At 71.7% G+C, this 24,792-nt stretch carries 23 protein-coding genes; 10 read left to right on the forward strand and 13 right to left on the reverse strand.

Going from position 1 to position 24,792, the window contains the following annotated elements; genetic code table 11:
- Positions 1–180: 180 nt before the first annotated feature.
- Positions 181–753, reverse strand: a complete 573-nt coding sequence (locus AC07CM_RS26945; RefSeq protein WP_478879008.1) for a lamin tail domain-containing protein — start codon at positions 751–753, stop codon at positions 181–183.
- 376 nt (positions 754–1,129) lie between these two features.
- Between AC07CM_RS26945 and AC07CM_RS26950 the strand changes: the two genes are divergently transcribed.
- The 6 genes from AC07CM_RS26950 (at position 1,130) to AC07CM_RS26975 (ending at position 9,275) form a co-directional block, all read left to right on the forward strand.
- Positions 1,130–2,368, forward strand: coding sequence for an LmeA family phospholipid-binding protein (locus tag AC07CM_RS26950; protein WP_478879009.1), 1,239 nt, complete (start codon positions 1,130–1,132; stop codon positions 2,366–2,368).
- A 710-nt stretch (positions 2,369–3,078) separates the two neighbouring features.
- A complete protein-coding gene (locus tag AC07CM_RS26955; protein WP_478879010.1) occupies positions 3,079–4,458 on the forward strand; it encodes an MFS transporter in 1,380 nt (459 codons plus the stop codon).
- Positions 4,455–6,248, forward strand: a complete 1,794-nt coding sequence (locus AC07CM_RS26960; protein WP_478879011.1) for a S9 family peptidase — start codon at positions 4,455–4,457, stop codon at positions 6,246–6,248. The genes AC07CM_RS26955 and AC07CM_RS26960 overlap by 4 nt, the downstream gene beginning before the upstream one ends.
- Positions 6,249–6,305: 57 nt before the next feature.
- The gene (locus tag AC07CM_RS26965) at positions 6,306–6,431 is read left to right on the forward strand and encodes a hypothetical protein (protein ID WP_328557511.1); all 126 of its coding nucleotides are present in this window, start codon (positions 6,306–6,308) and stop codon (positions 6,429–6,431) included.
- A gap of 178 nt (positions 6,432–6,609) precedes the next feature.
- Positions 6,610–8,568 carry a RiPP maturation radical SAM C-methyltransferase gene (locus AC07CM_RS26970; protein ID WP_478879012.1) on the forward strand — a complete coding sequence of 653 codons (1,959 nt, stop codon included), beginning with the start codon at positions 6,610–6,612 and terminating at the stop codon, positions 8,566–8,568.
- Positions 8,569–8,615: 47 nt separating this feature from the next.
- The gene (locus tag AC07CM_RS26975) at positions 8,616–9,275 is read left to right on the forward strand and encodes a DUF5825 family protein (RefSeq protein WP_478879013.1); all 660 of its coding nucleotides are present in this window, start codon (positions 8,616–8,618) and stop codon (positions 9,273–9,275) included.
- A gap of 175 nt (positions 9,276–9,450) precedes the next feature.
- Here the strand turns inward: AC07CM_RS26975 and AC07CM_RS26980 are convergent, their stop codons facing one another.
- The gene (locus AC07CM_RS26980) at positions 9,451–10,017 is read right to left on the reverse strand and encodes a TetR/AcrR family transcriptional regulator (RefSeq protein WP_478879014.1); all 567 of its coding nucleotides are present in this window, start codon (positions 10,015–10,017) and stop codon (positions 9,451–9,453) included.
- An 84-nt stretch (positions 10,018–10,101) separates the two neighbouring features.
- On the opposite strand from AC07CM_RS26980, the gene AC07CM_RS26985 reads away from it, so the two are divergent.
- Positions 10,102–11,025: an SDR family oxidoreductase gene (locus AC07CM_RS26985; protein ID WP_478879015.1), complete on the forward strand. Its 924-nt coding sequence runs from the start codon at positions 10,102–10,104 to the stop codon at positions 11,023–11,025.
- A gap of 89 nt (positions 11,026–11,114) precedes the next feature.
- Here AC07CM_RS26985 and AC07CM_RS26990 read toward each other — a convergent pair whose 3' ends face one another.
- On the reverse strand, positions 11,115–12,326 hold the full coding sequence (locus AC07CM_RS26990; RefSeq protein ID WP_478879016.1) for a S8 family peptidase: 1,212 nt from the start codon (positions 12,324–12,326) through the stop codon (positions 11,115–11,117).
- Between the two features lie 329 nt (positions 12,327–12,655).
- A complete protein-coding gene (locus AC07CM_RS26995; RefSeq protein WP_478879017.1) occupies positions 12,656–13,846 on the reverse strand; it encodes a S1 family peptidase in 1,191 nt (396 codons plus the stop codon).
- Between the two features lie 154 nt (positions 13,847–14,000).
- Here AC07CM_RS26995 and AC07CM_RS27000 point away from each other — a divergent pair, with 154 nt between their 5' ends.
- Together AC07CM_RS27000 and AC07CM_RS27005 are read left to right on the forward strand one after the other, a co-directional pair.
- On the forward strand, positions 14,001–14,522 hold the full coding sequence (locus tag AC07CM_RS27000; protein ID WP_478879018.1) for a hypothetical protein: 522 nt from the start codon (positions 14,001–14,003) through the stop codon (positions 14,520–14,522).
- Positions 14,523–14,765: 243 nt separating this feature from the next.
- Positions 14,766–15,575: an SGNH/GDSL hydrolase family protein gene (locus AC07CM_RS27005; protein ID WP_478879019.1), complete on the forward strand. Its 810-nt coding sequence runs from the start codon at positions 14,766–14,768 to the stop codon at positions 15,573–15,575.
- 42 nt (positions 15,576–15,617) lie between these two features.
- Here AC07CM_RS27005 and AC07CM_RS27010 read toward each other — a convergent pair whose 3' ends face one another.
- From AC07CM_RS27010 to AC07CM_RS27030, 5 genes are all read right to left on the reverse strand, one after another.
- Positions 15,618–16,361, reverse strand: a complete 744-nt coding sequence (locus tag AC07CM_RS27010) for a DUF2071 domain-containing protein (protein WP_478879020.1) — start codon at positions 16,359–16,361, stop codon at positions 15,618–15,620.
- Positions 16,358–16,690 carry a metalloregulator ArsR/SmtB family transcription factor gene (locus AC07CM_RS27015; RefSeq protein WP_478879021.1) on the reverse strand — a complete coding sequence of 111 codons (333 nt, stop codon included), beginning with the start codon at positions 16,688–16,690 and terminating at the stop codon, positions 16,358–16,360. The genes AC07CM_RS27010 and AC07CM_RS27015 overlap by 4 nt, the downstream gene beginning before the upstream one ends.
- A gap of 140 nt (positions 16,691–16,830) precedes the next feature.
- Positions 16,831–17,799, reverse strand: a complete 969-nt coding sequence (locus AC07CM_RS27020; RefSeq protein WP_478879022.1) for an RNA polymerase sigma-70 factor — start codon at positions 17,797–17,799, stop codon at positions 16,831–16,833.
- Positions 17,796–18,728, reverse strand: a complete 933-nt coding sequence (locus AC07CM_RS27025) for an NAD-dependent epimerase/dehydratase family protein (protein WP_478879023.1) — start codon at positions 18,726–18,728, stop codon at positions 17,796–17,798. Before AC07CM_RS27025 ends, AC07CM_RS27020 begins: the two co-directional genes overlap by 4 nt.
- Positions 18,729–18,822: 94 nt before the next feature.
- Positions 18,823–19,788, reverse strand: coding sequence for an NAD(P)H-dependent flavin oxidoreductase (locus AC07CM_RS27030; RefSeq protein ID WP_478879024.1), 966 nt, complete (start codon positions 19,786–19,788; stop codon positions 18,823–18,825).
- 264 nt (positions 19,789–20,052) lie between these two features.
- On the opposite strand from AC07CM_RS27030, the gene AC07CM_RS27035 reads away from it, so the two are divergent.
- Positions 20,053–20,805, forward strand: coding sequence for a CDP-alcohol phosphatidyltransferase family protein (locus AC07CM_RS27035; protein ID WP_478879025.1), 753 nt, complete (start codon positions 20,053–20,055; stop codon positions 20,803–20,805).
- A gap of 25 nt (positions 20,806–20,830) precedes the next feature.
- On the opposite strand, the gene AC07CM_RS27040 is transcribed toward AC07CM_RS27035, so the two are convergent.
- The 4 genes from AC07CM_RS27040 to AC07CM_RS27055 all read right to left on the reverse strand — a co-directional run bounded on the left by AC07CM_RS27040 (position 20,831) and on the right by AC07CM_RS27055 (position 24,755).
- Positions 20,831–21,787 (reverse strand): hypothetical protein, encoded by a 957-nt coding sequence (locus AC07CM_RS27040; protein WP_478879026.1) that lies wholly within the window; start codon positions 21,785–21,787, stop codon positions 20,831–20,833.
- Between the two features lie 135 nt (positions 21,788–21,922).
- Positions 21,923–22,534, reverse strand: a complete 612-nt coding sequence (locus AC07CM_RS27045; RefSeq protein WP_478879027.1) for a TetR/AcrR family transcriptional regulator — start codon at positions 22,532–22,534, stop codon at positions 21,923–21,925.
- Positions 22,535–22,581: 47 nt separating this feature from the next.
- On the reverse strand, positions 22,582–23,484 hold the full coding sequence (locus tag AC07CM_RS27050; RefSeq protein ID WP_478879028.1) for a 3-hydroxybutyryl-CoA dehydrogenase: 903 nt from the start codon (positions 23,482–23,484) through the stop codon (positions 22,582–22,584).
- 98 nt (positions 23,485–23,582) lie between these two features.
- The gene (locus AC07CM_RS27055) at positions 23,583–24,755 is read right to left on the reverse strand and encodes an acyl-CoA dehydrogenase family protein (RefSeq protein WP_478879029.1); all 1,173 of its coding nucleotides are present in this window, start codon (positions 24,753–24,755) and stop codon (positions 23,583–23,585) included.
- Between the last annotated feature and the right edge of the window lie 37 nt (positions 24,756–24,792).

A 24,792-nucleotide genomic window follows, 5' to 3' on the forward strand; every position in this document is an offset into this window, starting at 1 on the left:
TGGACGACCTGCGGAGTTTGTGTCTCGCGGCCTGTCTGGACGACCCCTGACTCCCCCCCCCCCCCTGGGCCACCTGTCGTCCGCCTGTCTGACCGCCCGGCGCGCCGCTCCTCAGGAGCGACGCGCCGCGGTTCCGGTGATCGTGCACCGCCGCGGGGCCGGCCGGCACGCCCGGGGGAGTCAGCGGCCGTGGCCGCCGCGGTAGTGGCGGTCGTGGCCCGGGTAGTCGCGGTCGTCGCCGCGGTAGTGGTGGTAGTCGCGGTCGTCGCCGCGGTAGTGGCGGTGGTCGTCGCCCCAGGAGATGGCGTCGATGAAGCGCCCGTGGTCGTTGCGCAGGGTGGCGGTGTCGTCGTTCCTGTCCCACACGGAGCGGCGGCGGTCCTGGTAGAGATCGGTCTTGCTGTCGCGGCCGAATCCCGTGTGGACGCGGACGGTCGAGCGGCCGTCCAGCCAGTAGTGGCGGAAGGTGTAGGTGTTGCCGTCCCGGTCGGACAGCGTCCAGCCGGTCAGGTTCACGTCGCGACGGCCGTTGTTGGTGATCTCCACCCATTCCCGGTTGAGGGAATGGTTGGACCGCTCGTAGCGGCCGTGGATGCCGTACTGCACGTCACCGATGACCACCTTGGCGCGGTCCGGGTACGCGCTGGGACGGTCCGCGGCGGCGGCCGGCAGCGCGACCGCGCCCACGGCGACGGCCGCCACGGCGGCTGCCGCCGTCAGACGGAGCGAGCGCACGGAATCGGAAGCGGACACTGGGTCCCCCTTGCAGGGTGCGGGCACGCCCGGCGTCACGGAACGGGCCGTGGGCCGGGGTGCGGAGGTTGAGCGGCCGGACGGCCGCACACGCACACCTTCCAGCCTCGAAGCTGCGAAACTGGACATACACGACTTGTGTTACGTGTTGCGAACATATCGATGACACTCGCCTGCATCGTGCATCTATGTTGTGAAGTACGTATTTGACGCACCATCACGCCATTCCCCGCCTGGGTGCACGGCGGGTGCCACCTGAAAGTGAGCAACAACCGTGAGCCGCGGGCACCGCACGTCGGCCGCGAAGTGGTCGATTTCGCGCCTTACTTCAGTGAGGACTTGCAGGCCGGGTAGGCTTATATGATCAAATCTGCCGATGCGTACCCCCCACATACAGACGCATCAGCCTGCCCAGTCGGACGGGCCTCCCGCCGAGGGCGTTCCATCCCGCCCCAATCCGTACGACGAACTCGCCGCACTGGCGGACAATCCGCTCGACGACTTGCTCACCGAGGACGACACTCCGGCGCCCCGGGACGAAGAGGAGCCCTGGACCCCGCCCAACCACCGGCGCGGCAGCCGCCGCCGCAACCGCGCCACCGGCCTGCCCACCATGATCAGAGTCCTCGCGTGGGCACTCACCCTCGCCTGCCTCGTGACCCTCGCCGACCGCTGGGCGCTGCTCTACGCCGAGCACAAGGCCGCCGAACGGCTCAAGGACCAGCTGCACCTCACGGCGACCCCCGAGGTACGGATCGGCGGCTTCCCCTTTCTCACCCAACTGGCCGCACGGCGCCTGGACTCGGTCCGGGTCACCGTCCCCGGCATCCCGGCCCACCGGGTGACCCTCACCGAGGTCACCGCCACCGCCCACGGGATACGCGTCGACGGCGACGGACCCACCGACGTGCGCGGCGCACTCGTCCAGCGGATACACGGCAGGGTCCTGCTGTCCTTCGCCGATCTGAACCGCGAACTCGGCGCCTCACAGGTGGCCTTCACCGCCCGCGGACCCGGCCGCGTGCGCGCCGCCGGTGCCCTGCGCGTCGCGGGGCACGACCTGCGCGTACGGGCCGACGCCCGCATCCGGCGCGAGGGGCGCAACGGCATCGCCACCTCCGTCGACGGCATACGGCTCGACATCGGTGACCTCGCGACGTACCGGCCCGGCACCGGGCGCGGCGAAGGTCTCCACCTGACCCGTGCCTCGGCGCGCCGGCTCACCCGGGAGGCGGAGAAGATCAAGGCCCTGCTGGCCGTCCCGGAGATCGTGCACCGCCTGGGCGTCCCCGACAGCGCGGTGCGTGCGGCCCTGCGCGACGAGGACAAGCTCCACCGGCTCACCGGCGCGCCGCGCTTCCTGCACGACCTGACCCGCGTGAACCTCGTGGACGCGGCGCTCGCCCACCCGCGGCTGCTCGAGCGGCTCGGCCTCGACCTCTCCCTCCTCACCGCCCTGACCAAGCTCACCCGCCCGCAGATCGCCGACCGTTTCTCCTTCTCCTTCCAGCTTCCGAAACCACCTTCGGGCGCCCTGCGCCTGCGAGGCGTGACAGTGACGAAGGACGGCGTCCACGCCGACGTCGTGGGGACAGGGCTGCTGCTGGGGCGCTGAACCTGCCCACTCCTCACCGTTCAGCGCCGGCCGGGCAGGCTGCCGCACACCGAGGGGGCCCGGCGCGCGGGTCGGCTCAGCTTCATGAGCCGCGCCCGCGGTGTCCGAGGCGGAATGCTTGATTGCTGTTTGGATTCCGATGGGGGACGTTGTCGGCCAATGTGGCGCGCCCGCGCCGGACCGTCACCGAACGACCGCACCGCGCGGATCCGTGGAGCGTCGCGGAGCGGACTCGGGGGCACGTGCCCCCGGCAGGGAACGCCCCCCTTTCGCGGCGCAACGCCCGTACGCGCGCCGGGTTCCCGAGGCCGACGGCCGTGCGTCCGGGCCGGTGAAGGCTCGCGGCCTCCACCGGTGCGGCCCTTGCCCGAGGTCCACGGGAGCCGCCACGGCCGTCTCCCCGGTACGCGATCGCGAAGCAACGGGCTGCCTCGCGGGGCCACCGGGAGCGCCGGGCGGGACATGGCACGCGGGGCCTCGGCTGCCGTGTCCGGGCAGTCGAGTGTCGGCCAAATCCGGCGCCGCGAACGGGCGCAGGGAAGCTTCAGGGCCCTTGTTCCCGCCGCGCCGGGGTGATTAGGCTCCGGCTCGCTTTCGCACGTCGTACACATTTTCCACACATGACGGCCGGAATCTTCGGTCCGGCGGTCGCGTGCGCATGCGCACTTCGGCGATCTCCCACGGGGGGACCGTCAGCACGTCCAAGGGGGGTGGGGGGCATCGAGGCATCTCGGTTACCGCGGCGTGCCGACGGCGAGCTGTCCGCGCCGGCCGCCACTCCCCTCTCGCCGGCTGCCGGGACCCGTACGGGCAGCCGACGCGACGTCGCCGTCCTGTGGTGGGTCAACGCCGTCGACGGACTCGGCAGCCAGGCCTCCGGGCTGGTGTTCCCGCTCCTGCTCCTGGACCTGGGCCACGGCCCCGGAACGGCGGGCCTGTTCGCCAGTGCCGCCGCCCTCACCGGTGTGCTCCTCGGCCCGCTCGTGGCCGTACCGTCCGACCGGGGGCACCGGCGCGGCCTCATGACCGGTGCGGCGGTGGTGGCAGCCGTGGCGATGGGCGGCCTCGCCGTCGCCTGCCTGCGGCACCCGCCCCTGTGGATCCTGCTGGGTCTGGCCTTCACCGAGCGTCTGTGCGCGACGACGTACGAGACGGCGGCGCGCGGGGCGCTGTACCGGCTGGCGGCGCCCGACGACCTGCCGCGTGCCGTGGCCGGCGTCCAGGCGGGCGATCAGACGGCGCTGGTGGTGGGACCGGCGCTGGGCGGCGTCCTGTTCGGGCTGAGCCGTTTCCTGCCGTTCGCCGTCGACGCGGTCTCCTATGCCGCGGCCGCCCTCGGGGTGCGGGCCATCCGCACCCCCCTCGACTCTCCGGTCGTTCCCCCGGCGTCGACGGACACGTCCCGTGCCGCATCGACTGCCGCCGGCGGCAAGGCGGGCGCGCCGTGGCGGGCGGGCCTCCTCGCGGTGGTCCACTCCCCCGTGCTGCGGCTGGTTCTGCTGTGGTCGTCGGTCGCGAGCGGGGTGCTGGCCCTGCTGTTCTACACCGCGGTGTTCGTGCTCGGCCCCGACGCGGGCAGCACCGCCATCGGCGTGGTGCTCGCGGCCTCCGGCGCGGCGGGGCTGGCCGGTTCGCTGGTGGCAACGCCGGTGGTGCGCCGGCTCGGCGCGGGCCGGTCGCTGACGGCGGCGACCTGGCTGCTGCTCCTGCCCTGTGCCGCGCTGTCGGGGGCCGGCGGCGCGTGGTTGTGGGGGGTGTGCTTCTCCGCGCTGTGCCTGGTGCTGCCGGTGGTCACCGTCGTCCTGGGCGGGGCGGCCGTGCTCGCCGTGCCCGAGGACCTGCAGTCGCGGACCGGGGCCGTACTCGGGTCCGCCACCGCCGTGACCGCCGCCGTCGCGCCCGCCCTCGCGGCCGCCCTGGTGACCTGGGGCGGTCCCCGGGTCCCGGCCCTGATCTGCGGCGTCGTCCTGGCTCCGCTCGCGGTCCACACGCAGCGCACGGCCCGTACCGCCCTGCGGCCCGTCGTACCGGCGGGCGGGCACGAGCAGCACGCCGGCCCATCCGGTCCGCCCCCGGGGAGCCGGCCATGACCAGTCCCTACCAGGTGTTCGTCGCCGCCCTCCCCGACGTGTGCCCGGCGGACCCGCGCCGCATGGTGTTCACCGCCGACTCCGGCGGCCGTTGTGAGGTCTTCACGTGGGACGCCGGATCCCGCCGGGCCCTTCAGGTCACGGACAGCCCCGGGGGTACGGTCCATCGCGCGATCGACGCCGACGGCCATGTGTGGTGGTTCGAGGAGGACGCGACGGAGAGCGGCCGCTGGTGGTTCCGGCATTTCGACGGCGGTCCACGGCTGCCGGGCCTGCCCGGTGCGCCGGCCGGGCGACCGCGCGGACTGGCCGTGACCCCGGGAGGGACGGTCGCCGCGGCCGTCGACGACGGGCGGGAGACCGTGGTGCTGGTGGGGCGGCGCGGCAGCGCCCCGCGCGAGGTGCTGCGTGCCTCCGGACCGTGCCGGCTGGGTGGCATCGCCCCGGACGGCACGCTGATCGCCCTGGCGTCGTCGGCGGAGGACTCGGCCGCCGTCACGGTGGTCACGCCCGACGGCAGGACCGTCGCCACCCTGCCCGGCCCGGGGCGGCCCGGCACCGGACTGTGGTGCCAGGGCTTCTCGCCCCGGGCCGGACAGCGCGAGTTGCTGCTGGTGCGCGACCTCGGAGACCGCTACGCCCTGGCCACCTGGACTCCGAGGCGGGGACTGCGCACCCATGGCCGGTTCACCTTCGACACGGAGATCAGCGCCCGCTGGTACCCGGACACGCGTGAGGTGCTGGTGCGTCAGGACCGCTACGGCCGCTCCCTGCTGCACCGCCTGGACCTCGACCGGGCGCGGCTCGGTGTCGTGCCCACGCCCGCCGGGAGCGTACTGGACGCGGCACCCCGGCCCGGCGGGGCGGTGGACTACCTGTGGACCGACACCGCCCATCCACCCGTCCTGCACGCCACCGACGGCATGGCCCTGCCCCCGCCGGGGCCCTCGGCCGTCGTGCCCGGCCGGCACAGCGACCTGTGGACGCCCACCGACTCGGCCCGCGTGCACACCCTGCTGAGCCTGCCGGAACCGGCCGGAGCCGCGCCGCCGCCCGCGGTGTTCCTGATCCACGGCGGACCGGCCGACCACGACCGGGACGCCTACGACGCCACCGTGCACTCGCTGGTGGCCTCCGGCTACGCGGCCGTCCGCGTCAACTACCGCGGCTCCACCGGATACGGGCCGCACTGGCGGCGCGCGTTCCCCGCCGGGGTCGGCCACACCCAGGTGGCGGACCTGACCGCGGTCCGCGCCGACCTCGTCGCCCGGGGTCTGATCGCGGGTGACGCGAGCGCGCTGTGGGGCGTTTCCTGGGGCGCCTATCTGGTGCTGCTCGCCCTCGGCTCCCGGCCCGGGCTGTGGCAGGCCGGGATCGCCGTCAAACCGGTCGCCGACTGGGTCGGCGCCCACCGCACCACCACACCGGCGCTGCGGGCCCTGGACGTCCGGCTGTTCGGCGGCGGCCCGGACGAGGTGCCGGAACGTTACGCCAGCAGTTCGCCCCTCACCTACGCGGCCGCGGTCACCGCACCACTGCTGGTGGTCGGCGCGGCCCACGACGCCAAATGCCCGCCCGGGCAGATCCGTACCTACCTCGCCGCGCTGGCTGCCGCGGACGTACCGCACGAGGCCATGTGGCTCGACACCGGGCACGACGGCTACGACGGCGCGACGCACGTCGCCGTGCTGCGCCGTTCCTTGCGCTTCCTGCGCGACCGGTTGCCCGACCCGGCGCTCCGCGCCCCCGAACGTCCCCCCGCGCCCGCGGGAGGACCCCGGTCCCGCTGAGGCAACAGCGGGACCGGGCGTGCACAGCGACACCCCACTCACAGAAGGAGGAACACCGTGCAGAAGGACATCATCCACAACGACCCGCTCGCGGGCGACGAGGAGAACCGCAGGCCGGGCATCGGCATCACGATCACGATCCCGTTCCGCAACGCCGACGAGGGCGGCGACGACGAGGAGTGAACCCAGGCCCGGGGGGGGCGCGAGGGGGGGGGGGGGGGGGGGGGCCCCCCTTCTCCCCCCCGCGCCCCCCCCACACCCCCACCCCCCCCCCCCCCCCCCCCCCCCCCCCCCCCCCCCCCCCCCCCCCCCCTCCCCGCTCCTCCGCCCTTCTCCCACGCCGTTCCCCAAGGAGCCGACCGTGCGCGTTCTCCTGCTCAACATGCCCTGGTCGCCCATCGACCTGCCCTCGCTGGCCCTCGGCATCCTCAAACGCAGTGTCGACGAGCGCGTTGCGGGCGCGACGTGCGAGGTGCTGCACGCCAACCTGGAATTCACCGACTGGATCACCCGGCGCACCGAGTTCGCCGCGGAGGACTACGAGTACTACGCGCTGTCCTCCTACTTCCTCGGCTGCGGCGACTGGGTGTTCTCCAGCGCCCTGTACGACGACCCGGCCTGGAAGGACGCCGAGTTCACCGAGGTGATGACCGGCAAGCTGCGTTCGGCCCGGATGCGCATGACCCGTCGACTGCACGAGATCGTGCCCGAGTTCGTCGAGGAGATCGCACGGCGGGTGGCCGACCTCGCGCCCGACGTCGTGGGGCTGACGTCCACGTTCCAGCAGAACACCGCCGCCCTGGCCGTGGCCCGGCACATCAAACGGCTCGCCCCGCACGTCGTGACGGTCATGGGCGGCGCCAACTGCGACGCCGAGCAGGGCGCGGCCGTCCACCGCAACTTCCCCTTCGTCGACTTCGTGGTGCGCGGCGAGGGCGAGGACGCCTTCCCGCGCCTGCTCGAGGCAGTGCGGGACGGAGCGGAGGCCACCGCCTTCGCCGGCATCCCGGGGCTGTGCCACCGCGCCGACGGCATCGCCTCCACCGCCAATCCGATGCCCACCGGTCCACTGCCCCCGGCGGCGATCCTGCCCCCGGACTACAGCGGCTACTTCGAACGCCTCGCCGGGTCCGTCGCGCGCAACTGGGTGGAGCCGAAGCTGGTGGTCGAGGGAGCCCGCGGCTGCTGGTGGGGCGAGAAGCACCACTGCACGTTCTGCGGGCTGAACGGCTCGTTCATGCAGTTCCGCAGCAAGAGCCCCGACATCTTCTACCAGGAGATCATGGAGCTGGCGGAGCGTCATCGCGTCCTCGACATGTACGTCGTGGACAACATCCTCGACATGCGCTACCTGTCCACCGTGCTGCCCCGGATCATCGACAGCGGCTACGACCTGCGCATGCACATCGAGATCAAGGCCAACATGCGCCGCCCGCAACTCCAGGTCCTCGCCGACGCCGGGCTCATCTACGTCCAGCCCGGCATCGAGAGCCTCAACAGCAGGGTGCTCGACCTCATGGACAAGGGTGTCGGCGGCTGCCAGAACGTGCGCATGCTCCGGGACGCGGCCGAGACGGGACTGTCCGTGTCCTGGAACTACCTGCACGGCTTCCCCGGTGAGACCGCCGAGGACTACGACCCCGTGATCCGCCAACTGCCCGCGCTGGAGCACCTGAACCCGCCGGTCGACCTGTCCGCCCGGATCGCCATCGAACGCTTCAGCCCCTACTTCAACCGGCCGGAACTGGGTTTCACGGGGCTGCGCCCCGAGGAGCACTACCTGTTCACCTACGACCTGCCCGAGGAGGAGCTGCACGACCTGGCCTACGTCTTCCAGGCACCCGAACGCGGCATCGGCAAGGACACGGTGACCCGGCTGAACGACGCCATCGCCGGATGGAAGAAGCACCACACCGACGCCAGGCTCACCCACACCGACCTGGAGGACGAGATCGTCCTGGTCAGCCGGAGGCGCGCCTTCGACTGGGGGACCGTACGCCTGACCGACCCGTTCGCCGTCGCGGTGTTCCGGCTGCTGGACCAGCCGCACTCCCCCACGGCCCTGCACCGCAAGGCGACCTCCGCCCCCGCCTTCGCCGGCCGCACTCCCGAGGACGTGCGGGCCCTGCTGGACGAATGGACGGCGCTGGGCGTGACCTTCACCGACGCGGGCCAGTTCGTCCACATCGCCCCGGCCTCGGTCAACCAGGACCTCCTGCGCCTGGACTACATGCGCCACGTGCACGCCCGCCCCGCGGCCGAACCGTCCGGGGAGGCTCTCACGACGGCCCACACCGCACCCGCTCCCGCGCTCCCCTGAGCCCGCCGTCCCGCCGATCCGACTCCGGCCACCGACAAGGACCGACCATGCCACCCAGCACACCGAGCCCGGCCGTCGAGGCCTGGCGCGACCACGACACACAGGCCCGGGAGCTGCCGGGCATGGCCCTGGGCCGCGTCCCGCTCGGCGCGGACGCGGGCGACGCCGAACGGCTGTGGACCATGGGCGCGCGACGCGCCGAACTCGACGCCCCCGTGGACCTCGCCACGCCCGGACCGGCCGCCGCCCGCGCGGCGATCGACCGGCTCTGCCTGGTCCGCGACCTGACGGCACGCGCCGTACAGGTCGACTGGGACCTGCGCCTGCCGCCGGACCGGGCCGACCACCTCTGGAAGGTGCTGTCCCATCTGCACCCGCCCCGCACCCTCACCGGCCTCACCGAAGCCGACACCGCCCTGCACGCCTGGCGAACCCGCCACTACCTCTGCAAACTGATCTGGCGTCGGGGCCCGGGCTTCCTCCAGATCCGCGACCGGCGCTGGGGCGATCTGCGCCGGTTCACCGCCGACGACCCCCGCTACCCCGCGGCCCTCGCCCGGCTCGACCGAGGCGTCCACAGCGCGGACGTCTCCGCGGACATCGTGGAGGAGCTGACCGCCGAACACCTCGTGCTGCGAGCGGACGACCTGGTCTGGTGGCTGCCCTACCGCGTCTCCCGGTGGCTGCAGGAGGCCATGGCCGTGTAGGCGGCGCCGCGCGACGGAGAAGTGCCGTCCGCTCCGTGCCGGATCCTCCGGAGAAGTCCCAGGCCCTGCGTGGAGGGACGTAGGAACCCTCCACCGCCTGGGACTTCGCGCTCCGCGCGAGCCCCACGCCCGGCCGACCGCCGGTCCGGCTCCGCCACGGGGACCCGAGGTGCGTCTAGCCTCCCGCGGCCACCGTCTTGAGTTCGTCCAGGGATTCCCGCACCAGCCGGGACATCTCGCGGTCCTCGCCCGCCGCGACCCAGCGTTCGAAGCCGACCTTGAAGACGGCGACGCCCGCCTCCGCGGTCAGGCTCGCGGCCGGCTCCGCGACCCCGCGTTCGCGCAGGGCGCCGGCGAGCGCGGCCGACATCGAGGCGAGCTTGATCAGCTCGCGCTCACGGAGTTCCGCGTTCGCCATGATCACGCTCTGTCGTCTGCGCGCGTGTTCGCGCCGGTCGGCGAACACGTCGCAGACCGCGTCCAGGCCGACTGCCAGGACGTCGATCGGCGCCGCGGGCTCCGGCGCGCCGGCGACCGCCCGCACGAGCAGCTCCTCCAGCTCGCCGGCGCCGGCGAACAGTACCTCGCGCTTGTCCGCGTAGTGCCGGAAGAAGGTCCGCTCGGTGAGGCCGGCCCGTTTGGCGATCTCCGCCACGGTGGTCTGCTCGAACCCGCGCTCGCTGTAGAGCTCCAACGCCGCCTTCGCGAGGCGCTCGCGCGCGTTCGGCTGCCATCTACCCATGCGCAGATCCTACGCGATGACAGCGACTGACATCAGGTGCTAGCGTTGATGTCAGTGACTGACATCAACAGTTTGGGGTCCCCCATGCGTATCTTCGTGACCGGTGCGTCCGGCTGGATCGGCTCCGCCGTCGTTCCCGAGCTCATCGACGCCGGACACCAGGTGGTCGGGCTCGCCCGCTCCGACGCCTCCGCCGCGGCGCTCACCACCGCCGGGGCGGACGTCGTGCACGGCACCCTCGACGACCTCGACGTACTGCGGAACGCGGCCGCCGCCTCGGACGGGGTGATCCATCTCGCCTTCAAGCACGACATCGCCTTCACCGGTGATTTCCAGGGCGCCGCCGAAGCCGACCGCCGCGCCGTCGACACCATCGGCGAGGCGCTCGTCGGCACCGACCGCCCCTTCGTCCTCGCCTCCGGCCTGGCGGGCCTCGTGCTCGGGCGGGTGGCGACCGAGCGGGACACTCCGACGACCGACGACTCACCGATCTCCATCCGGGCCACCACCGCACAGGCGGTGCTCGCACTCGCCGCCCGCGGCGTGCGCTCGTCCGTGGTACGGCTCTCCCCGACCTGCCACGGTGAAGGAGACCAGGGCTTCATGGCGACGCTGGTCGCCCTCGCACGCGACAAGGGTGTATCCGGATACATCGGCGACGGCACCAACCGCTGGCCGGCCGTGCACCGTCTCGACGCCGCACGGCTGTTCCGCCTGGCGGTGGAGAAGGCTCCCGCCGGGTCGGTGCTGCACGGCGTCGCCGAAGAGGGCATCTCCCTCAGTGAGATCGCCGAGGTGATCGGCCGTCACCTCGACGTGCCGGTGAGGTCCGTGGCGCCGGAGGCCGCGCCCGAGCACTTCACCTGGCTGGCCGCCTTCCTCGGTATCGACGCCCCGGCCTCGAACACCCTGACCCGTCAACTGCTGCACTGGGAGCCGACCCAACCCGGCCTCCTCGCAGACCTGGACAAGGGCCACTACTTCGACCTGCCCGGCCGCGCCGCCTGACGGCAGCGGCCCGGCGGCCGCCCGCTGCGGTGAGCAGACGGCGTCGCCGGGCCGCTGTTGTCTCTCGGTCCTGCGCGGTCAGGTGGGTGCTACTCGGTCACCTTCAGCAGCTTGTTGGGCGTGCCGCTGCCGACGTCGGTGAGCCTGTCGGCGGTCGCCGCACCGGTCAGGGCCGAGGCGACCTGGGCCGGCGTGGCGTCCGGATGCCCGGCGAGGTAGACGGCGGCGGCTCCCGTGACATGGGGTGTGGCCATGGAGGTACCGGAGATCGTCTTGGTCCCCTGGTCGCTGTCGTTCCAGTCCGAGGTGATGTCCGAGCCCGGTGCGTACAGGTCGACGACGGAGCCGAAGTTGGAGAAGTCGGACTGGGCGTCCTTGTCGGTGCTGGAGGCGACGGTGATGGCCTCGGGCACTCGCGCCGGTGAGCTGTTCTTGGCGTCGGCCGATTCGTTGCCGGCGGCGACCGCGAAGGTGACGCCCGAGGCGACGGCCTTGCTCACCGCCTCGTCGAGAGCGGGGTCGGCGCCGCCGCCCAGGCTCATGTTGGCGACGGAGGGACCCTTGTGGTTCTTGGTCACCCAGTCGATGCCGGCCACGACCTGCTCCGTGGTACCGGAACCGTTGTCGTCCAGGACTCTCACGGCGACGATCTTGGCCTTCTTGGCGACCCCGTGCGCGGCACCGGCGATGGTTCCCGCCACGTGTGTGCCGTGGCCGTTGCCGTCGTCGGCCTTGTCGTCCTTGTCGACCGCGTCGAAGCCGTAGCTTGCACGGCCCTGGAAGTCCTTGTGGCTTATGCGTACCCCGGTGTCGATGACGTACGCGGTCACACCCTCCCCGGCCTTGTCCGGGTACGTGTACTTGTGGTCACCGGCCGTGTCGGACTGGTCGATGCGGTCGAGTCCCCACGAAGGCGGGTTGTCCTGGGTGGCGTCGATGTGGAACTTCTTGTTCTGCACCACGGTGGCGACCGCCGGGTCGGCGGCCAGGCGCTTGGCTTCCGTCTCGGTCAGGCTCGTCGCCGAGAACCCGTCGACCGCCGATCCGTAGGTCCGGCCGAGCTTGCCGCCGTACTGCGTCGCCAGCTCGGTCTTCTGCGCGCGGGACGCGTCGTGGTCCAGCAGGACGATGTAGCTGCCGGAGACCGCGCCCTGGGCGTGCAGTCCGTAGACCGTTCCCTCGGCGGGGCGTTCGGCGTGCGCGACGGGCGATACGACCGCGGCGATGCCGACGACGGTCGCGGCCGAGACGATCGCGGTGGCGAGCCTGGCCTTCCCGATGCGTTTGTGCTGCGTCGTCAAGAGGGGTCTCCTCGTTGTGTGGGGGGTGAATTGGGGGATGCCGCCGGCGGCGAACGCCGGTGCGCCTCGGAGCGTGCCGACTTGTCGCGAACGGATCAACCCCGCAGGAACGGGAGGGAAGTCACCCCCGCACACACCTCCACCAGATCCCCTCACCCGCAAGGCAACCCGACGGTAAAGCCCCAGCTCTCGGCCTTGTTTGAAAGCGGAAAGCAACATCGAAGGAGCCTTCGTGACTCTTTCTGCACAGGACGCCCACTCCTGCCGCCGGCGTCGCCCCGGGGGCTCCGCCGATGTGCGGACGGAACCCCCGGTGCGAGCGCGTGCGGTCAGTACGTGTGCAGGGTCAGGCCATAGCGGTTGAGGATCTCGTTGACCGGCTGGAACCAGGTCTCGCCGCCACTGGTGCAGTTGCCCCAGCCGCCGGAGGTGACGCCCTGTGCCTGGTCACCGGTGATGAACGAGCCCCCGGAGTCGCCGGGTTCGGCGCACACGCTCGTCTTCGTCAGCTCGTGCACCGCGCCCTGGCTGTAGTTGACGGTCTCGTTCGTGGCCAGGACCGTGCCGCAGTGCCAGTGCGAGGTGGACCCGGAACGGCACACCGACGAGCCGACGGGCGCCACGGCCGAGCCGCGCACGAGCTGGTCGGGCACCGTGCCCCAGCCCAGGACCACCGGAACCGTCCACCAGCCGCTGCCGACGCTCACCCACGCGTAGTCGTTGTCCGGGAACGAGGAGCCCTGGAAGGTGCCGATGTAGGAACCGTCCCAGCCACTGACCCCGGCGCCGGGCCGGCCGCAGTGCCCGGCGGTCACGAAGCCGCCGTACACCGAGAAGCCTATGGAACAGCGGACGTTGCCCGTGTAGTACGGGTCGCCGCCGACCGTGCCCGCGGCGAAGGTCCGCGGTGCCGCGGCGACGGTCTCGACGGTGACCGGACCCGCCTGGCGGGCTCGGGACACGAAGCGCTGGACATCGTTGTCGGACCGCGCGGCACGCACGACGTCCACGACGACCGTGTTGGCCTTCGGATCGACGTGCCAGCCGCTCACCCCCGCGGGGGCGGACAGCCGGTCGATGCGTGCCTTGACCGTGTCCAGCCGTTCGGCGTTGTGCACGGCCGTGCGGACGTCGGCACCGGCTTCCTCGATCGCCCGGCGTGTGGCCGTCGAGGCGTTCGGGGTGAGTGCCACCGCCAGGCGTCCGCGCGCGGCGTCGAACCAGGAACCCGCGTACGCGTCCCCGGCCGCCCGGCGCACCTTGGGAGCGAGCGTCTCGGCGGCCCGCTCGGCCGCGAACCGCGCCTCGGCCTGCTTCCGCGTCAGGCCGAGATCCCGCCGCATCGCGGTGACGACTCCGTCGGACGCGGACTTGGCCGACGTGGATGCGGACCCGGGCGCGGGTGCGGCGGTTTCGGCGGTGGAGCCGGTCGCCGAGGCGGGGAAGGCGCCTGCCGCACTCAGCCCGCCGAGAACCAGGAGTGCGGCCAGGAGTGAATGTGCAAGTCTCTTGCGTCTCATGGGCGTTGCCCTTCGTCGTTCCAGTGGTGGGGATGGAACAGCCGATGCCTGAGAGCGCTCTCACATGTGGCGGAGCAGAGCCTAGCGATCCGGCGGCGTCAGGTCCATGCCAATGTAGGGACGGAATTCGGGTCCGGCCTCTAGGGTGTCCCGGGTGAGCGTCGGGCGGCGGGGCTATCGGTATGTGGGACCGGCGGATCTGAGAGCTGTCGTTCTGCCCGGCAGTGAGGGGTGCCGGATCGGTACTGCGGCCGACTTCGGCGCCTGGATCGCGGAACGGTCCACCGGCGAACTGGCCGAGCCGTTCACCTTCGTGGTCGGAACCGACGGCCTGCTGCGGCTGGCTCCGCGTCGCAGCGAGCATGTGGCCTGTGCGGGTGGAGAACCGGTCCTGAGCGCCGGCGAGATCGCCTTCGTCCGCGAGGCGGGCCGCTGGTCGGTGTGCGAGGTCAGCAACCAGTCGACCGGGTACCGCCCGGACGTCAGTTCATGGCCGGCGGTGGCTCGGGCCTTGGAACAGGCGGGACTTGGGCATCCGAGCGGCTTCACTCACGAGGTCGTCTTTCGGCGCTGCCTTCGCTGCCAGGAGCACAACATCGTGCGCGAGGGCGATTTCGTCTGCGTCTTCTGTGGCAGCGATCTACCCGGGTACTGGAACGTGGACCCGGCCGGCTGAGACCGCGCATCACCACCACGGTGGTGCGCCGAGTCGCTGTGCGGGCGCCGCCGTACGGGTGACGGCCCACCGGGTGACGTCCGGCGCGGGAACGGCACGGCACCGCATGCCTGAATGCGCTCGGCCTCCCTGCGAGTGCTGGGCGCTTCGGGTACGGCATTGCCGCCGATGTTTGTCAAGGCGGCTGAGCCGGGTGGAGGGCGACGGCGGGCGATACGGGCAGGGCCGCGATACAGGAGAGGTATGAGACAGCCCCGAATAGCGTCCTACGGGTCCTCCCTGCTCCTCGCGGCCGCTTGCACTCTCGCCGGTCCGGCGATCGCGGAACCGGCGCCCAGCACGGTGGCCACGGGTTACGTGGCTCTCGGTGACTCCTACTCGGCCGGTGTCGGAGCCGGCAGCTATCTCGCCTCCGGCGGCAACTGCCTGCGCAGCAGCCGGGCGTACCCCGCCTTGTGGGCCGCGGCCCACGCACCGTCCACCTTCAGTTTCACCGCGTGCAACGGCGCACGGACCAGCGATGTCCTGGCGAGTCAGCTCGGCCCGCTCGGCCCACGTACCGGCCTGGTCAGCATCACGGTCGGCGGTAGCGACGCGGGCTTCGCCCGGGTCATGGGGACCTGCCTGCTGCCGGGCCGTACCGCGTGTCTGTCCGCCATCACCAGTGCCCTCTCCTACGTGGACGGGACCCTCGCGGACAACCTCGACCGTCTCTACGCCACCATCAGGACCAAGGCGCCCGCCGCCCATGTCGTCGTGCTCGGCTACCCCCACTTCTACCAGCTCCACGGCACCTGCTCGCGCGGCCTCCAGGACACGGAGAGGCTGGCGCTCAACGAGGCCGTGGACCACCTCAACAGCATGATCGCCCTGCGCGCCGCCGATCACGGGTTCACGTTCGCCGACCCACGGGCCGCCTTCAGCGGGCACGAGATCTGCTCGTCCAGCCCCTGGCTGCGCAGCGTCGAGTGGATGGACCTCACCGAGTCGTACCACCCGACGGCCCCCGGACAGTCCCTCGGTTACCTTCCCCTGTTCACCCGCGCGGCCTGAAGAGTCGCCGCGGACGTGGATGCGTGAGGCGGTGTGTTTCGATCAGGCGGCCTGAGCGTCCCGGTTCGTCGCCATGCTCCGCAGAGGCCGCCAGCCGACGGGCACGTTCCGCATGACCAGGGCGCAGTCCAACGTCGCGCTCCCTCGCGGAAAGCGGTCCGGGTCGTCGAAGAAGGACGACGTGACGGAGCGGACGCGGCCGGCCTCCACGTGCCAGGCGCTGGTGCTCAGCTCCATGCCGTCCAGGTGACGGCCCGATACGGTGGCCGAATAGCCCTTGGTTCCGCTACGGAAGAAGCGGGAGGCCTCCGGGAGGTCGGCGAAGAGCTCGCTGCCGCGCAGTTCGTCGGACAGCTCGACGGTCACGTCGACTCGTGTGTCGCCGTCCAAGGACGCCAGGGCCACGCGTACTTGGCCGGGTGTCTCGTGCACCTGGAAGTCGGCGCGGCCGTGTTCACCGGGGAAGACACGGCCCCCGGCCCAGGCGTTGACCCGGGAGGCGGTGTCGCGCCGTGGGATGTACACCCCGGTCTCGACGCCGTCCGGTCCGTCCCATTCGACGGCGATCCGGTGCGCGGCGTTCTCGCTCCGCAGACCGAGGGCCTTGGGCGCCCAGGCCGGTCGAACGTGTCCCAGACGCAGCAGGCAGATGCCCGCGACCGCGTGGCCGCGCACGAGTTGTGGGCGCAGCGGCTCGGGGAGCAGGCGTGCGGCGACGTCCGGGTCGACCCGGTAGTTCACCAGGAGTCGTCGCTCGATGACGCTGGAAAGGTGCGGCTGTCTCATGATTCCTCGCTCTGCGCCCCTGGGCGCCATCTGGTGTGGCGCAGCACGATCTGTTCGGGGCAGACGGCGCTGAGGAACCTGCCGATGCCGGTCGCCAGGCGGTCCTCGGCGAGGGTGTAGAGGATCCGGTTGCCCTCCCGGCGCTCGGTGACCAGGCCGGCTCCCTTGAGCACACCGAGGTGCCGCGAGACGGAGGGTGCGCTGATCGGGAACCTGGCCGCGATCTCACCGGCCGCGAGTTCGCCTTCTCTGAGGTACTCGAGGATCTGACGTCTCGTCGGGTCGGCGAGGGCCCGGAAGACTCCGGTCTCGTCCTGCGCTTCTGCCACACCCGATATTTAGCATGTTGGCTAAGTGGCTAACAAGAGTCGGTTGCCGTGACCGACAAGGCGGCCGTCCACGAGCGCGTCACACGGCTCAACGAGTACGTGCTTCGGGCGCCTTGCTGCGAGCCGACGGCGCCGGCCGCTCACGCGAGTGGGCCTTCCGGACCTTGTGGGGAGCGCCTTGCCTGCCGCACCTCGTGGACGACCGCCCAGGCGTCCGCCACCGGCCCCACGTGCCCGAGCTTGTCAGGGTTGAGTACCGTGCGGATCGTCTGGATCCGTCCGTCGAGGATGTCGAGGGTCCAGGTGTTGACGACCCTGCCGTCACGGTCGCGGAAGATCGCGCCAGGCTGGCCGTTCATCAGATGCGGCTCCACGACGCCACCGACCTGTGCGAAGAGAGGGACGATCACGGTGAGTGCCCGGGCCACCTTCTCAGCGCCGAACACGCCCTTGCCCCACCGCGGTGCCTTGCCACCGCTGTCGCTGACCAGGTGGACATCCGCGGCGAGCAGATCGCGCAGCCCGTCGACGTCCCCCTCCCGGAACGCTCCGAAGAAGCGCTCGGCGAGTTCCTCGCGTTCCTTCCGGTCGGCCTCGAATCGCGGCCTGCCCGCGTCCATGTGACGGCGCGCCCGCACGGCGAGCTGACGGCACGCCGCCTCCCCGCGCCCCACGGCCGACGCGATGTCCGCGAAGCCGTATCCGAACACCTCGCGCAGCACGAAGACCGCACGCTCGAGCGGGCTGAGCCGCTCGAGCAGGAGCAGGGCCGCCATCGACACCGAGTCGGCCAGCTCCGCGGACCGCGCCGGATCCTCGTACGGGTCGGTCAGCAGGGGCTCCGGGAACCACGGCCCGATGTACTCCTCCCGCCGGACCCTGGCCGACCGCAGCACGTCGATCGAGACCCGGGTCACCACCGAAGACAGGAACGCCCTGACCGAAGTGGGTCGGGCCGCTGTGGTCTCGTAGCGGAGCCAGGTCTCCTGGACCGCGTCCTCGGCCTCGCTCACGCTGCCGAGGAGCCGGTAGGCGATCGAGAACAGCAGCGGCCGCAGCTCCTCGAACTGCTCCGCCCGGGTGCTGCCCGTCCCGGCCTCCGAGGTCACGACAGCTCCTCCTCGAATCCCTGTCGCCACGACGGATAACGGAGCTGCCAGCCGAGCTGCCGCTTGGCCTTGGCGTTGGAGAAGGCACGTCCCTCGGTCATCATCACCACCGCCTGGTCCCCGGCCAGCAGCCGGGCCAGCCACACCGGGACCCGCATCGGCCGCTTCGCTCCCGCGCACGCGGCGAGACACGGCAGCCACTCGCTCGCCGGGGCCGGCTCGTCGTCGACGATGTTGAACACGCCCTGGACCTTCTGCTCCAAGGCCAGGACGGTGGCGCCCGCCGCGTCGTCGAGGTGCACCCACGAGCTGTAGCCGGTGCCCCGCCCGACGAGCGGGTACTGTCGCTTGCGGATCAGCTCGACCTGGTCGTCGATGGCGCCCGGCCCGTAGAACGCGCCGTACCGCAGGACCGCGCCGCCGGCCTTGAGGACCACGTCCTCGGCGTAGCGCAGCGTCTCCAGTCCCACCTGCGCCGCCGTGCCCTCCAGCAGGTCCAGCGGATCCTCCTCGGTCTTCACCCAGCCGCCCTCGCGGATCCCGTTCCAGCTGGCGTAGCCCTGCGCGACCACATGGGGCACGCCGTTCGCCTCGGCCGCGGCCAGCAGGTGGTCCGTGCCCTCCCTGCGCAGCCGGTTGGTCTGGGCGAACCAGCGGTCCGGATGCTTGATGTCCGGCTTGCCGGCGTGGGCCATGGAGATCGCGGTCATCTGGTGCACGATCACGTCCGGACGGGCCGCCGCCACCGCGTCGCCCACCGACGCCGCGTCCAGCCCGTCCATCACGACACCGTTCGCGCCCAGCCGCTGCACCAGGCCCAGCTTGGCCGCACTCGTCGTCGTGGCCGTCACCTGGTGCCCCCGGGCCACCAGTTGGGGCACCAGACGCTGCCCCAGCACCCCACTCCCACCTGCCACGAACACCCGCATGACCGTCACCCCTCAACCCTCGGAACGTCTTTCCGAGACACGAGACGAGACAGCCCGGCCGTTTGTGACATGCGGGGCGGTCCGGCGGTCGCGGTCAGCGTCTGCCGGCTCGGGCCAGCGCCTCCTCGGCCTGCGCGGCCAGGGTGCCGACCAGATCGGCCGCGGACGGCACGTCGTCGATGAGGTCGACGGCCTCGCCGGCCCACTGCGGCAGTGCGGGGATGCTGCCGGATGCCACGGCGTCCTGGTACGCCTGCCGGGCATGCGGGGAGGACGCGAGTTCGTCCTCCCGGCCCCGCCATTCGTCGAGGAAGGGGTGGCCGAGGGTGCGCGCGGTGTACCGGGCCGGCCAGCGTGAGCCGCGGGCGATGTCCAGCACCCTGCTGCGCTCGGTGTCCTCCCCGCCTCCCTCCACGATCGCCCTGGTGGTCGCGGGGGCGACGAGAGCCTCGGCCGTGGCCAGGAAGCGGGTGCCGAGCAGTGCTCCGGCGGCCCCCAGCGCCAGGACGGCCGCCACGCCACGGCCGTCGGCGATCCCGCCGGCCGCCAGCACCGGCACCGGTGCCGCCAGGTCCACCACGACGGGCACGAAGGGCAGCGTCGACCTTCCGTGCCGGGCTCCGTGTCCGCCGGACTCGGTGCCCTGCGCCACGATCACGTCGGCGCCCAGATCCACCGCCCTGCGGGCCTCCTCGAGGTCGGTGACCTGGATGATCAGCGCCGTGCCCGCGCTGCGGACGCGTTCCGCGAACGGACCGGGATCGCCGAAGGACAACATCACCGCCGTAGGGTCGTGCTCCAGTGCCCGGGCGACCGCGCCGTCGTCGATCGCCCATGTCTGAAAACCGATGCCCCAGGGTTTCCCCGCACCCTCTTCGGCGCGTACGGGCAGTTCGCGGGCCAGCCAGTCCCGGTCCCCGTTCCCGCTGCCCAGCAGCCCGAGCCCGCCGCCGCGCGAGACGGCCGCCGTCAGCGCGCCTCCGGCCGATCCGCCCATCGGGGCGAGGGCGATGGGGTGCGCCACACCGAACAGTTCCGTGAACGCCGTCGACAGACCCATGACCGTCATGGTCCCCCACCCGTCACGTCGGTCGCCACCACCGCCGTCGGTCGAGAGATCACGGCCGATCGGATGGATCTTATGACCAATCCCGCTCGTCCCGTCCGGTGGGCGGGGCCCCGAAAACTACTTTGGGGCCATGAGTTCCTTTGCCGGACAGCCGCCTTCCGTGGTGAGACAGCCATCGCTGGGCGAGCTGCAGGAATGCAGCCGGAGGACTCGTGGGCGGTGACCATCTCACCCGTACCTGCGTGAGGTTGCAGAATGGACTTCTCCAGCGCGCTGAGGCATCTCTCCGAGGCGCAGAAGCCCGGCAGAGGGGTTTCCCTCTACGCACGGTTCGTCAATCGGCCGGCCGGGCGGCTGCTCGCGGCGACGGCGCACCACCTGGGGCTCTCGCCCAACCAAGTGACGGCCGTGAGCGCCCTCGTCACCTTCACGGCCGTCGCCGCGACCGCCGTCTGTCCCCCTTCGAGGACGCTCGGGTCATGGGTCGCGCTCGCGTTGGCGTTCGGCTTCGCCCTCGACTCCGCGGACGGTCAGCTGGCCCGGCTGCACCGGACCTCGAGCCTCACCGGCGAGTGGATGGACCACGTCGTGGACTGCGCGAAACTCCTGGGCATCCACGCGGCCGTCCTGATCTCCTTCTACCGATTCTTCGGCCTGGAACGTCCCGCCCTGCTGCTCGTCCCGCTCGCCTTCCAGTTCACGGCCGTGGTGCTGTTCTTCGGCGGGATCCTGACGGAACAGCTGAGGAGACGGCAGGCCGACCCGGACACCGGCCGCTGGCCGCCCTCCGCCGTGCGCGGCATGGCACTGCTGCCCCTCGACTACGGTCTGCTGTGCCTGACCTTCCTCTTCCTGGGCGACCGGAAGGTCTTCCTCACGCTGTACGTCACCTTGCTCGCCGCCCATGCGGTGCTCCTGCCGGTGTTCCTCGTCAAGTGGGCCCGGGAACTCAAGCGGCGCAGCCCGGAGGACGGTGCCCGCCCGCTCGAATTACGCGGCCTGTGCTGAGCACGCGGGAGGCCGGGGCGCCCCTTCACAGCCCGGCGGAGGCCCTCCGCTGTGCATGGTCGAACTCCGTCAGGGGGTCACCGCCGGTCTGCCAGGGCCAGGCGCTGACGACGCCACCGAGTGCTTCGAAGACCACATGGGCCTCGCGGCGCCGGTCGGCGGCCATCAGCGCGTAGGCGAGCAGGTTGAGGTCGGCGAGAGTCCTGGCGTGACGCAGGAAACCCGGCTGCACCCAGGTTTGGGCCACCCGCTCGAGGGCCTGGGCCGCCATCGCATGGGACCAGTGATTGCGCGCCACCAGCGCTTCGAACCCGCCCCGCTCGAGCACGGAGTGGTACTGGAAGACCTGGGCGGTCAGCTCCGTCGCCGCGCAGGGCGCGTTCGCCGGCATCCGCGCGGACAGGCCGTCCACGAACTCCAGAACCTGCATGCGAGTCCCCGACTCCTCCGGGGTGAGATAGGTCAGCATGCTCAGGTAGGCCTCGCGGTTCCAGCGGTCGCGGGTGAGCACCTCGTTCCACACTCCGAACACCTGGGGCTGCTCCCAGCGTTCCAGGCGTGCCACGCCCAGCAGGGCAACCCAGGGAGTCGGGTCTTCCGGGGCGAGTTCGGCGGCCCGCAGACAACTCTCGACGACGTCGGCCCTGTCTTCCAGATGCCCCCGCGAGCGGGCGCTCACCACCTGGGTCCACGCGTGCAGCACGAGCGCGCTCGGGTTGCGCGGGTCACGCGTGGCCCAGGACCGGGGCAGATGCGATTCGGCCAGGAAGTCCGCCAGGACACCGATGCGGTGTGTCCGGCGGTCCCAGTCGCCCGGGTCCTGTTCCAGGAGACGGGAGATCTGCGCCACGCACAGGTCCGTCGTCGCGATCGTCCCGGTCCTCGTGGTCGCCAGGAGGGTCTTCAGAAGCTTGCCCAGGTCCTGGTCGTCGAGTTCCGGGGCGAGACGTGCCCTTCTGCGGCGACTTGAAAGAAAAGCCATGTCGGGAGGCTAGAGGTACACAGGATTCACACAAGGTTTCGGCCGAGATCGTTATGGATTACACGTCTCACCTGGGGGTTACCCGTCCGTACCGCAATATGGACCGTCCGGACGAGCGTCCGCGGCGGGCCGGGTTCACTCCGCCGGCAACGAGTCCGGCAGGCCCAGTGCGGAGGACACCTGGCGCCAGATGGAGGCGAGGGCCCTGTCCAGGGTGACTGTCGGATCGCGCAGCATCAGGCGGATGCCGTAGCCGTCGCTGAGGGACAGGACGAGTGTGCTGAGGTCGTCGACGTCGGTCGGGGTGAACTCGCCGGAGGCCATGCCGCGCCGTACCGCGTCGGCCACCCAGGCGTGCAGCTGGGCGTAGAGGTCGACGGCGAAGGTCCGGGTGGTCTCGTCGCGCAGGGAGCGGGCCCACAGCTCCTGCCACAGCCGCCAGTCCTGGCGCAGTTCGGGATCGGTGGGCAGCAGGCTGCGCAGGATGCGGGCGAGGACGACCGCCGCCGGTGCCGTCTCCGCGTCGCGTTCGACGTCGAGGGCGGTGTTGGCGAAGGAGTGGGTCATCGCCTCGGTGAACAGCTTCTCGCGCGTGTCGAAGTGGTAGTGCAGCAGGGCCGTGGACACGCCGGCCCGCTCGGCGACCATGCGCATCCGGATCTTCTCGAAGCCGATCTCGGCGATGACCTCGCACGCCGCGGTCAGGATGCGCTCGCGCGTGTCTGCCGTGCGCACCTTGGTGGACACCCGGCCGCTCCCCTCGTTCGGTGGTCGTACGCCGTGACCATCTTCCCTCACCGCTGCCCCGCCGGTGCGGCCGCCTCACGCCGCGGCTGTTCGTCGTACGTGTGGAAGCCCCGCCCGGACTTCCGCCCCAGCAGACCGGCCTCCACCATCCGGGACAGCAGCGGTGGGGGCGAGTACTGCGGCTCGCGGAACTCGGCGTACAGCGACTCGGCGATGGCGCGGGTGGTGTCCAGGCCGATCAGGTCCGCGAGGGCCAGCGGGCCGAGCGGGTGTGCGCAGCCGAGGGCCATGGCGCGGTCGATGTCCTCGGCCGTCGCGCTGCCCGTCTCCACCATGCGGACGGCGGCCAGCAGGTACGGCACGAGCAGCGCGTTGACGATGAATCCGGCCTTGTCCCGGGTCCGGACGACCTCCTTGCCGAGCGTGCCGGTCACGAAGGTCTCCGCGCGGGCCGCGGTGGCGGGCGCGGTGAGCAGCGACGGGACGAGTTCGACGAGTCTGAGGACCGGTACGGGGTTGAAGAAGTGCACGCCGAGGACGCTCTCCGGGCGGGTGGTCGCGGTGGCGAGCCGGATGACCGGGATGGAGGAGGTGTTCGTGGCGAGGACGGTGCGGTCACCGGTGATCACGCGGTCGAGGCGGGCGAAGACGTCGAGTTTGAGGCGCTCGTCCTCCGCCACGGCCTCGATCACCAGGTCCTGGTCGTGCAGGGCTTCGAGCTGGTCGACGACGGTGATCAGGGCGGCGGCGGCCTCGCGTCGCTCGGCGCTCAGCCTGCCGTGCGCGACCGCCCGGTCGAGCGAGCGGGTGATCCGCCGCAGGCCCGCGCGGGCCGTCTGCGCGTCGCGTTCCACCACCGTTACCGGTACGTCGGCGCGGGCACAGACCTCGGCGATGCCGGCGCCCATCAGCCCGCAGCCGACCACCCCCACGCGCTCGATGTCGGTCATCCGTGTTCCTCTCCGGTGTGTGGCGGGTCGTGTCGGTGCCGTCCGGGTGCGGCCGGCCGTTCGTGGGCCGGGGCCTGCCGTGGCCCCGGCCCCGGGCGTCATGCGACGGGCAGGTCCAGGACCCCTGTGCCGCGCTTGACCAGTTCGTTGGCGATGATCAGCCGCTGGATCTCGGAGGTGCCCTCCCAGATCCGGTCGACGCGCAGCTCGCGGTAGAGCCGTTCGACGGCGTAGGAACGGTCGTAGCCGCGGCCGCCGTGGATCTGCAGGCAGCGGTCGATCACCCGGCCGGCGGCCTCGCTCGCCGAGACTTTGGCGATGGACGCCTTGGCGTGCAGCGTCTTGCGGTCCTCGGCCGAGGCCCGGTCCACCTCCCAGGCCACCTGGTGGGTGTAGGCGCGGTTCACGGCGATGTCCACGGCGCAGTCGGCGAGCATGCCCTGGACGAGTTGGTACGTGGCGATGGGGGCGCCGAACTGCTCCCGCTCCACGGCCCAGTCACGGGCCAGTTCCAGGGCCCGTTCCGCCGCGCCGGTCGTGCGTGCCGCGATCATCAGGCGTTCCTCGGTGAACCAGGAGCGGGTGATGTCGTAACCCTCGCCGAGGCCGCCGAGCACGGCGGCCTCGCCCACCTGGACGTCGGTGAAGGTGAACTCGGGGTGCTCGTAGACGAAGGTGTGCATGAAGCGCGGCACCCGCGTCATCTCGATTCCGGGGGTGTCCTTGTCCACCAGGAACAGGGTCGGCGCCCGCTCCGGGCCCGCGGCGGCGAGCACGATCATGAAGTCGGCGTGGTCGCCGACCGTCACGAACCACTTCTCGCCGTTGAGCACCCAGCCGTGGTCGTTCTTCGTGGCCGTGGTGGCCAGGTTCTGCGGGTCCGAGCCCGCGCCGGGCTCGGTGACGGCGTAGCAGTCGCGCCGCTCGCCCCTGATGACCGGGACGAGGAAACGTTCGCGCTGCTCGGGGGTGCAGAACCTGAGGGCGTTGGCGGGGCGCCACACCATGTCCCACAGGGCGCCGGTGAGCCGGCCCAGTTCCTCCTGCACGGTGGCCTGTTCGGCGATGGTGAGTCCGGCGCCGCCCCATTCGGCCGGCATGTTGACCGCCTGGAGCCCCGCGTCGAGGACGGCGTCGCGGATCTTGGCGTGTGCGCTCGCGGGCAGGCCGTTGTCCTCCTCGCACTGCAGCTCGTAGTCGGCGATGAAGTCGGTGAGGGCGCGCGCCCGGGCCTTGAGCTGTGTCTGGCGCGGGGTGAGACGGAAGTCCATGGATGTCCTCGCTGTGGAGTGATCGGGGTGGGCGGTG

The organism is Streptomyces sp. NPDC044061 (assembly GCF_056434305.1).

Bases quoted from the DNA above. Each gene is read 5' to 3' on its own strand.
- AC07CM_RS27010 (WP_478879020.1), bottom strand. From the start codon at position 16,361: ATGAGACAGCCGCACCTTTCCAGCGTCATCGAGCGACGACTCCTGGTG.
- AC07CM_RS26950 (WP_478879009.1), top strand. From the start codon at position 1,130: ATGCGTACCCCCCACATACAGACGCATCAGCCTGCCCAGTCGGACGGG.
- AC07CM_RS26985 (WP_478879015.1), top strand. From the start codon at position 10,102: ATGCGTATCTTCGTGACCGGTGCGTCCGGCTGGATCGGCTCCGCCGTC.
- AC07CM_RS27005 (WP_478879019.1), top strand. From the start codon at position 14,766: ATGAGACAGCCCCGAATAGCGTCCTACGGGTCCTCCCTGCTCCTCGCG.
- AC07CM_RS26980 (WP_478879014.1), bottom strand. From the start codon at position 10,017: ATGGGTAGATGGCAGCCGAACGCGCGCGAGCGCCTCGCGAAGGCGGCG.
- AC07CM_RS27050 (WP_478879028.1), bottom strand. From the start codon at position 23,484: ATGACCGACATCGAGCGCGTGGGGGTGGTCGGCTGCGGGCTGATGGGC.
- AC07CM_RS26975 (WP_478879013.1), top strand. From the start codon at position 8,616: ATGCCACCCAGCACACCGAGCCCGGCCGTCGAGGCCTGGCGCGACCAC.
- AC07CM_RS26995 (WP_478879017.1), bottom strand. From the start codon at position 13,846: ATGAGACGCAAGAGACTTGCACATTCACTCCTGGCCGCACTCCTGGTT.
- AC07CM_RS27025 (WP_478879023.1), bottom strand. From the start codon at position 18,728: ATGCGGGTGTTCGTGGCAGGTGGGAGTGGGGTGCTGGGGCAGCGTCTG.
- AC07CM_RS27040 (WP_478879026.1), bottom strand. From the start codon at position 21,787: ATGGCTTTTCTTTCAAGTCGCCGCAGAAGGGCACGTCTCGCCCCGGAA.
- AC07CM_RS27055 (WP_478879029.1), bottom strand. From the start codon at position 24,755: ATGGACTTCCGTCTCACCCCGCGCCAGACACAGCTCAAGGCCCGGGCG.
- AC07CM_RS27035 (WP_478879025.1), top strand. From the start codon at position 20,053: ATGGACTTCTCCAGCGCGCTGAGGCATCTCTCCGAGGCGCAGAAGCCC.
- AC07CM_RS26960 (WP_478879011.1), top strand. From the start codon at position 4,455: ATGACCAGTCCCTACCAGGTGTTCGTCGCCGCCCTCCCCGACGTGTGC.
- AC07CM_RS27030 (WP_478879024.1), bottom strand. From the start codon at position 19,788: ATGGGTCTGTCGACGGCGTTCACGGAACTGTTCGGTGTGGCGCACCCC.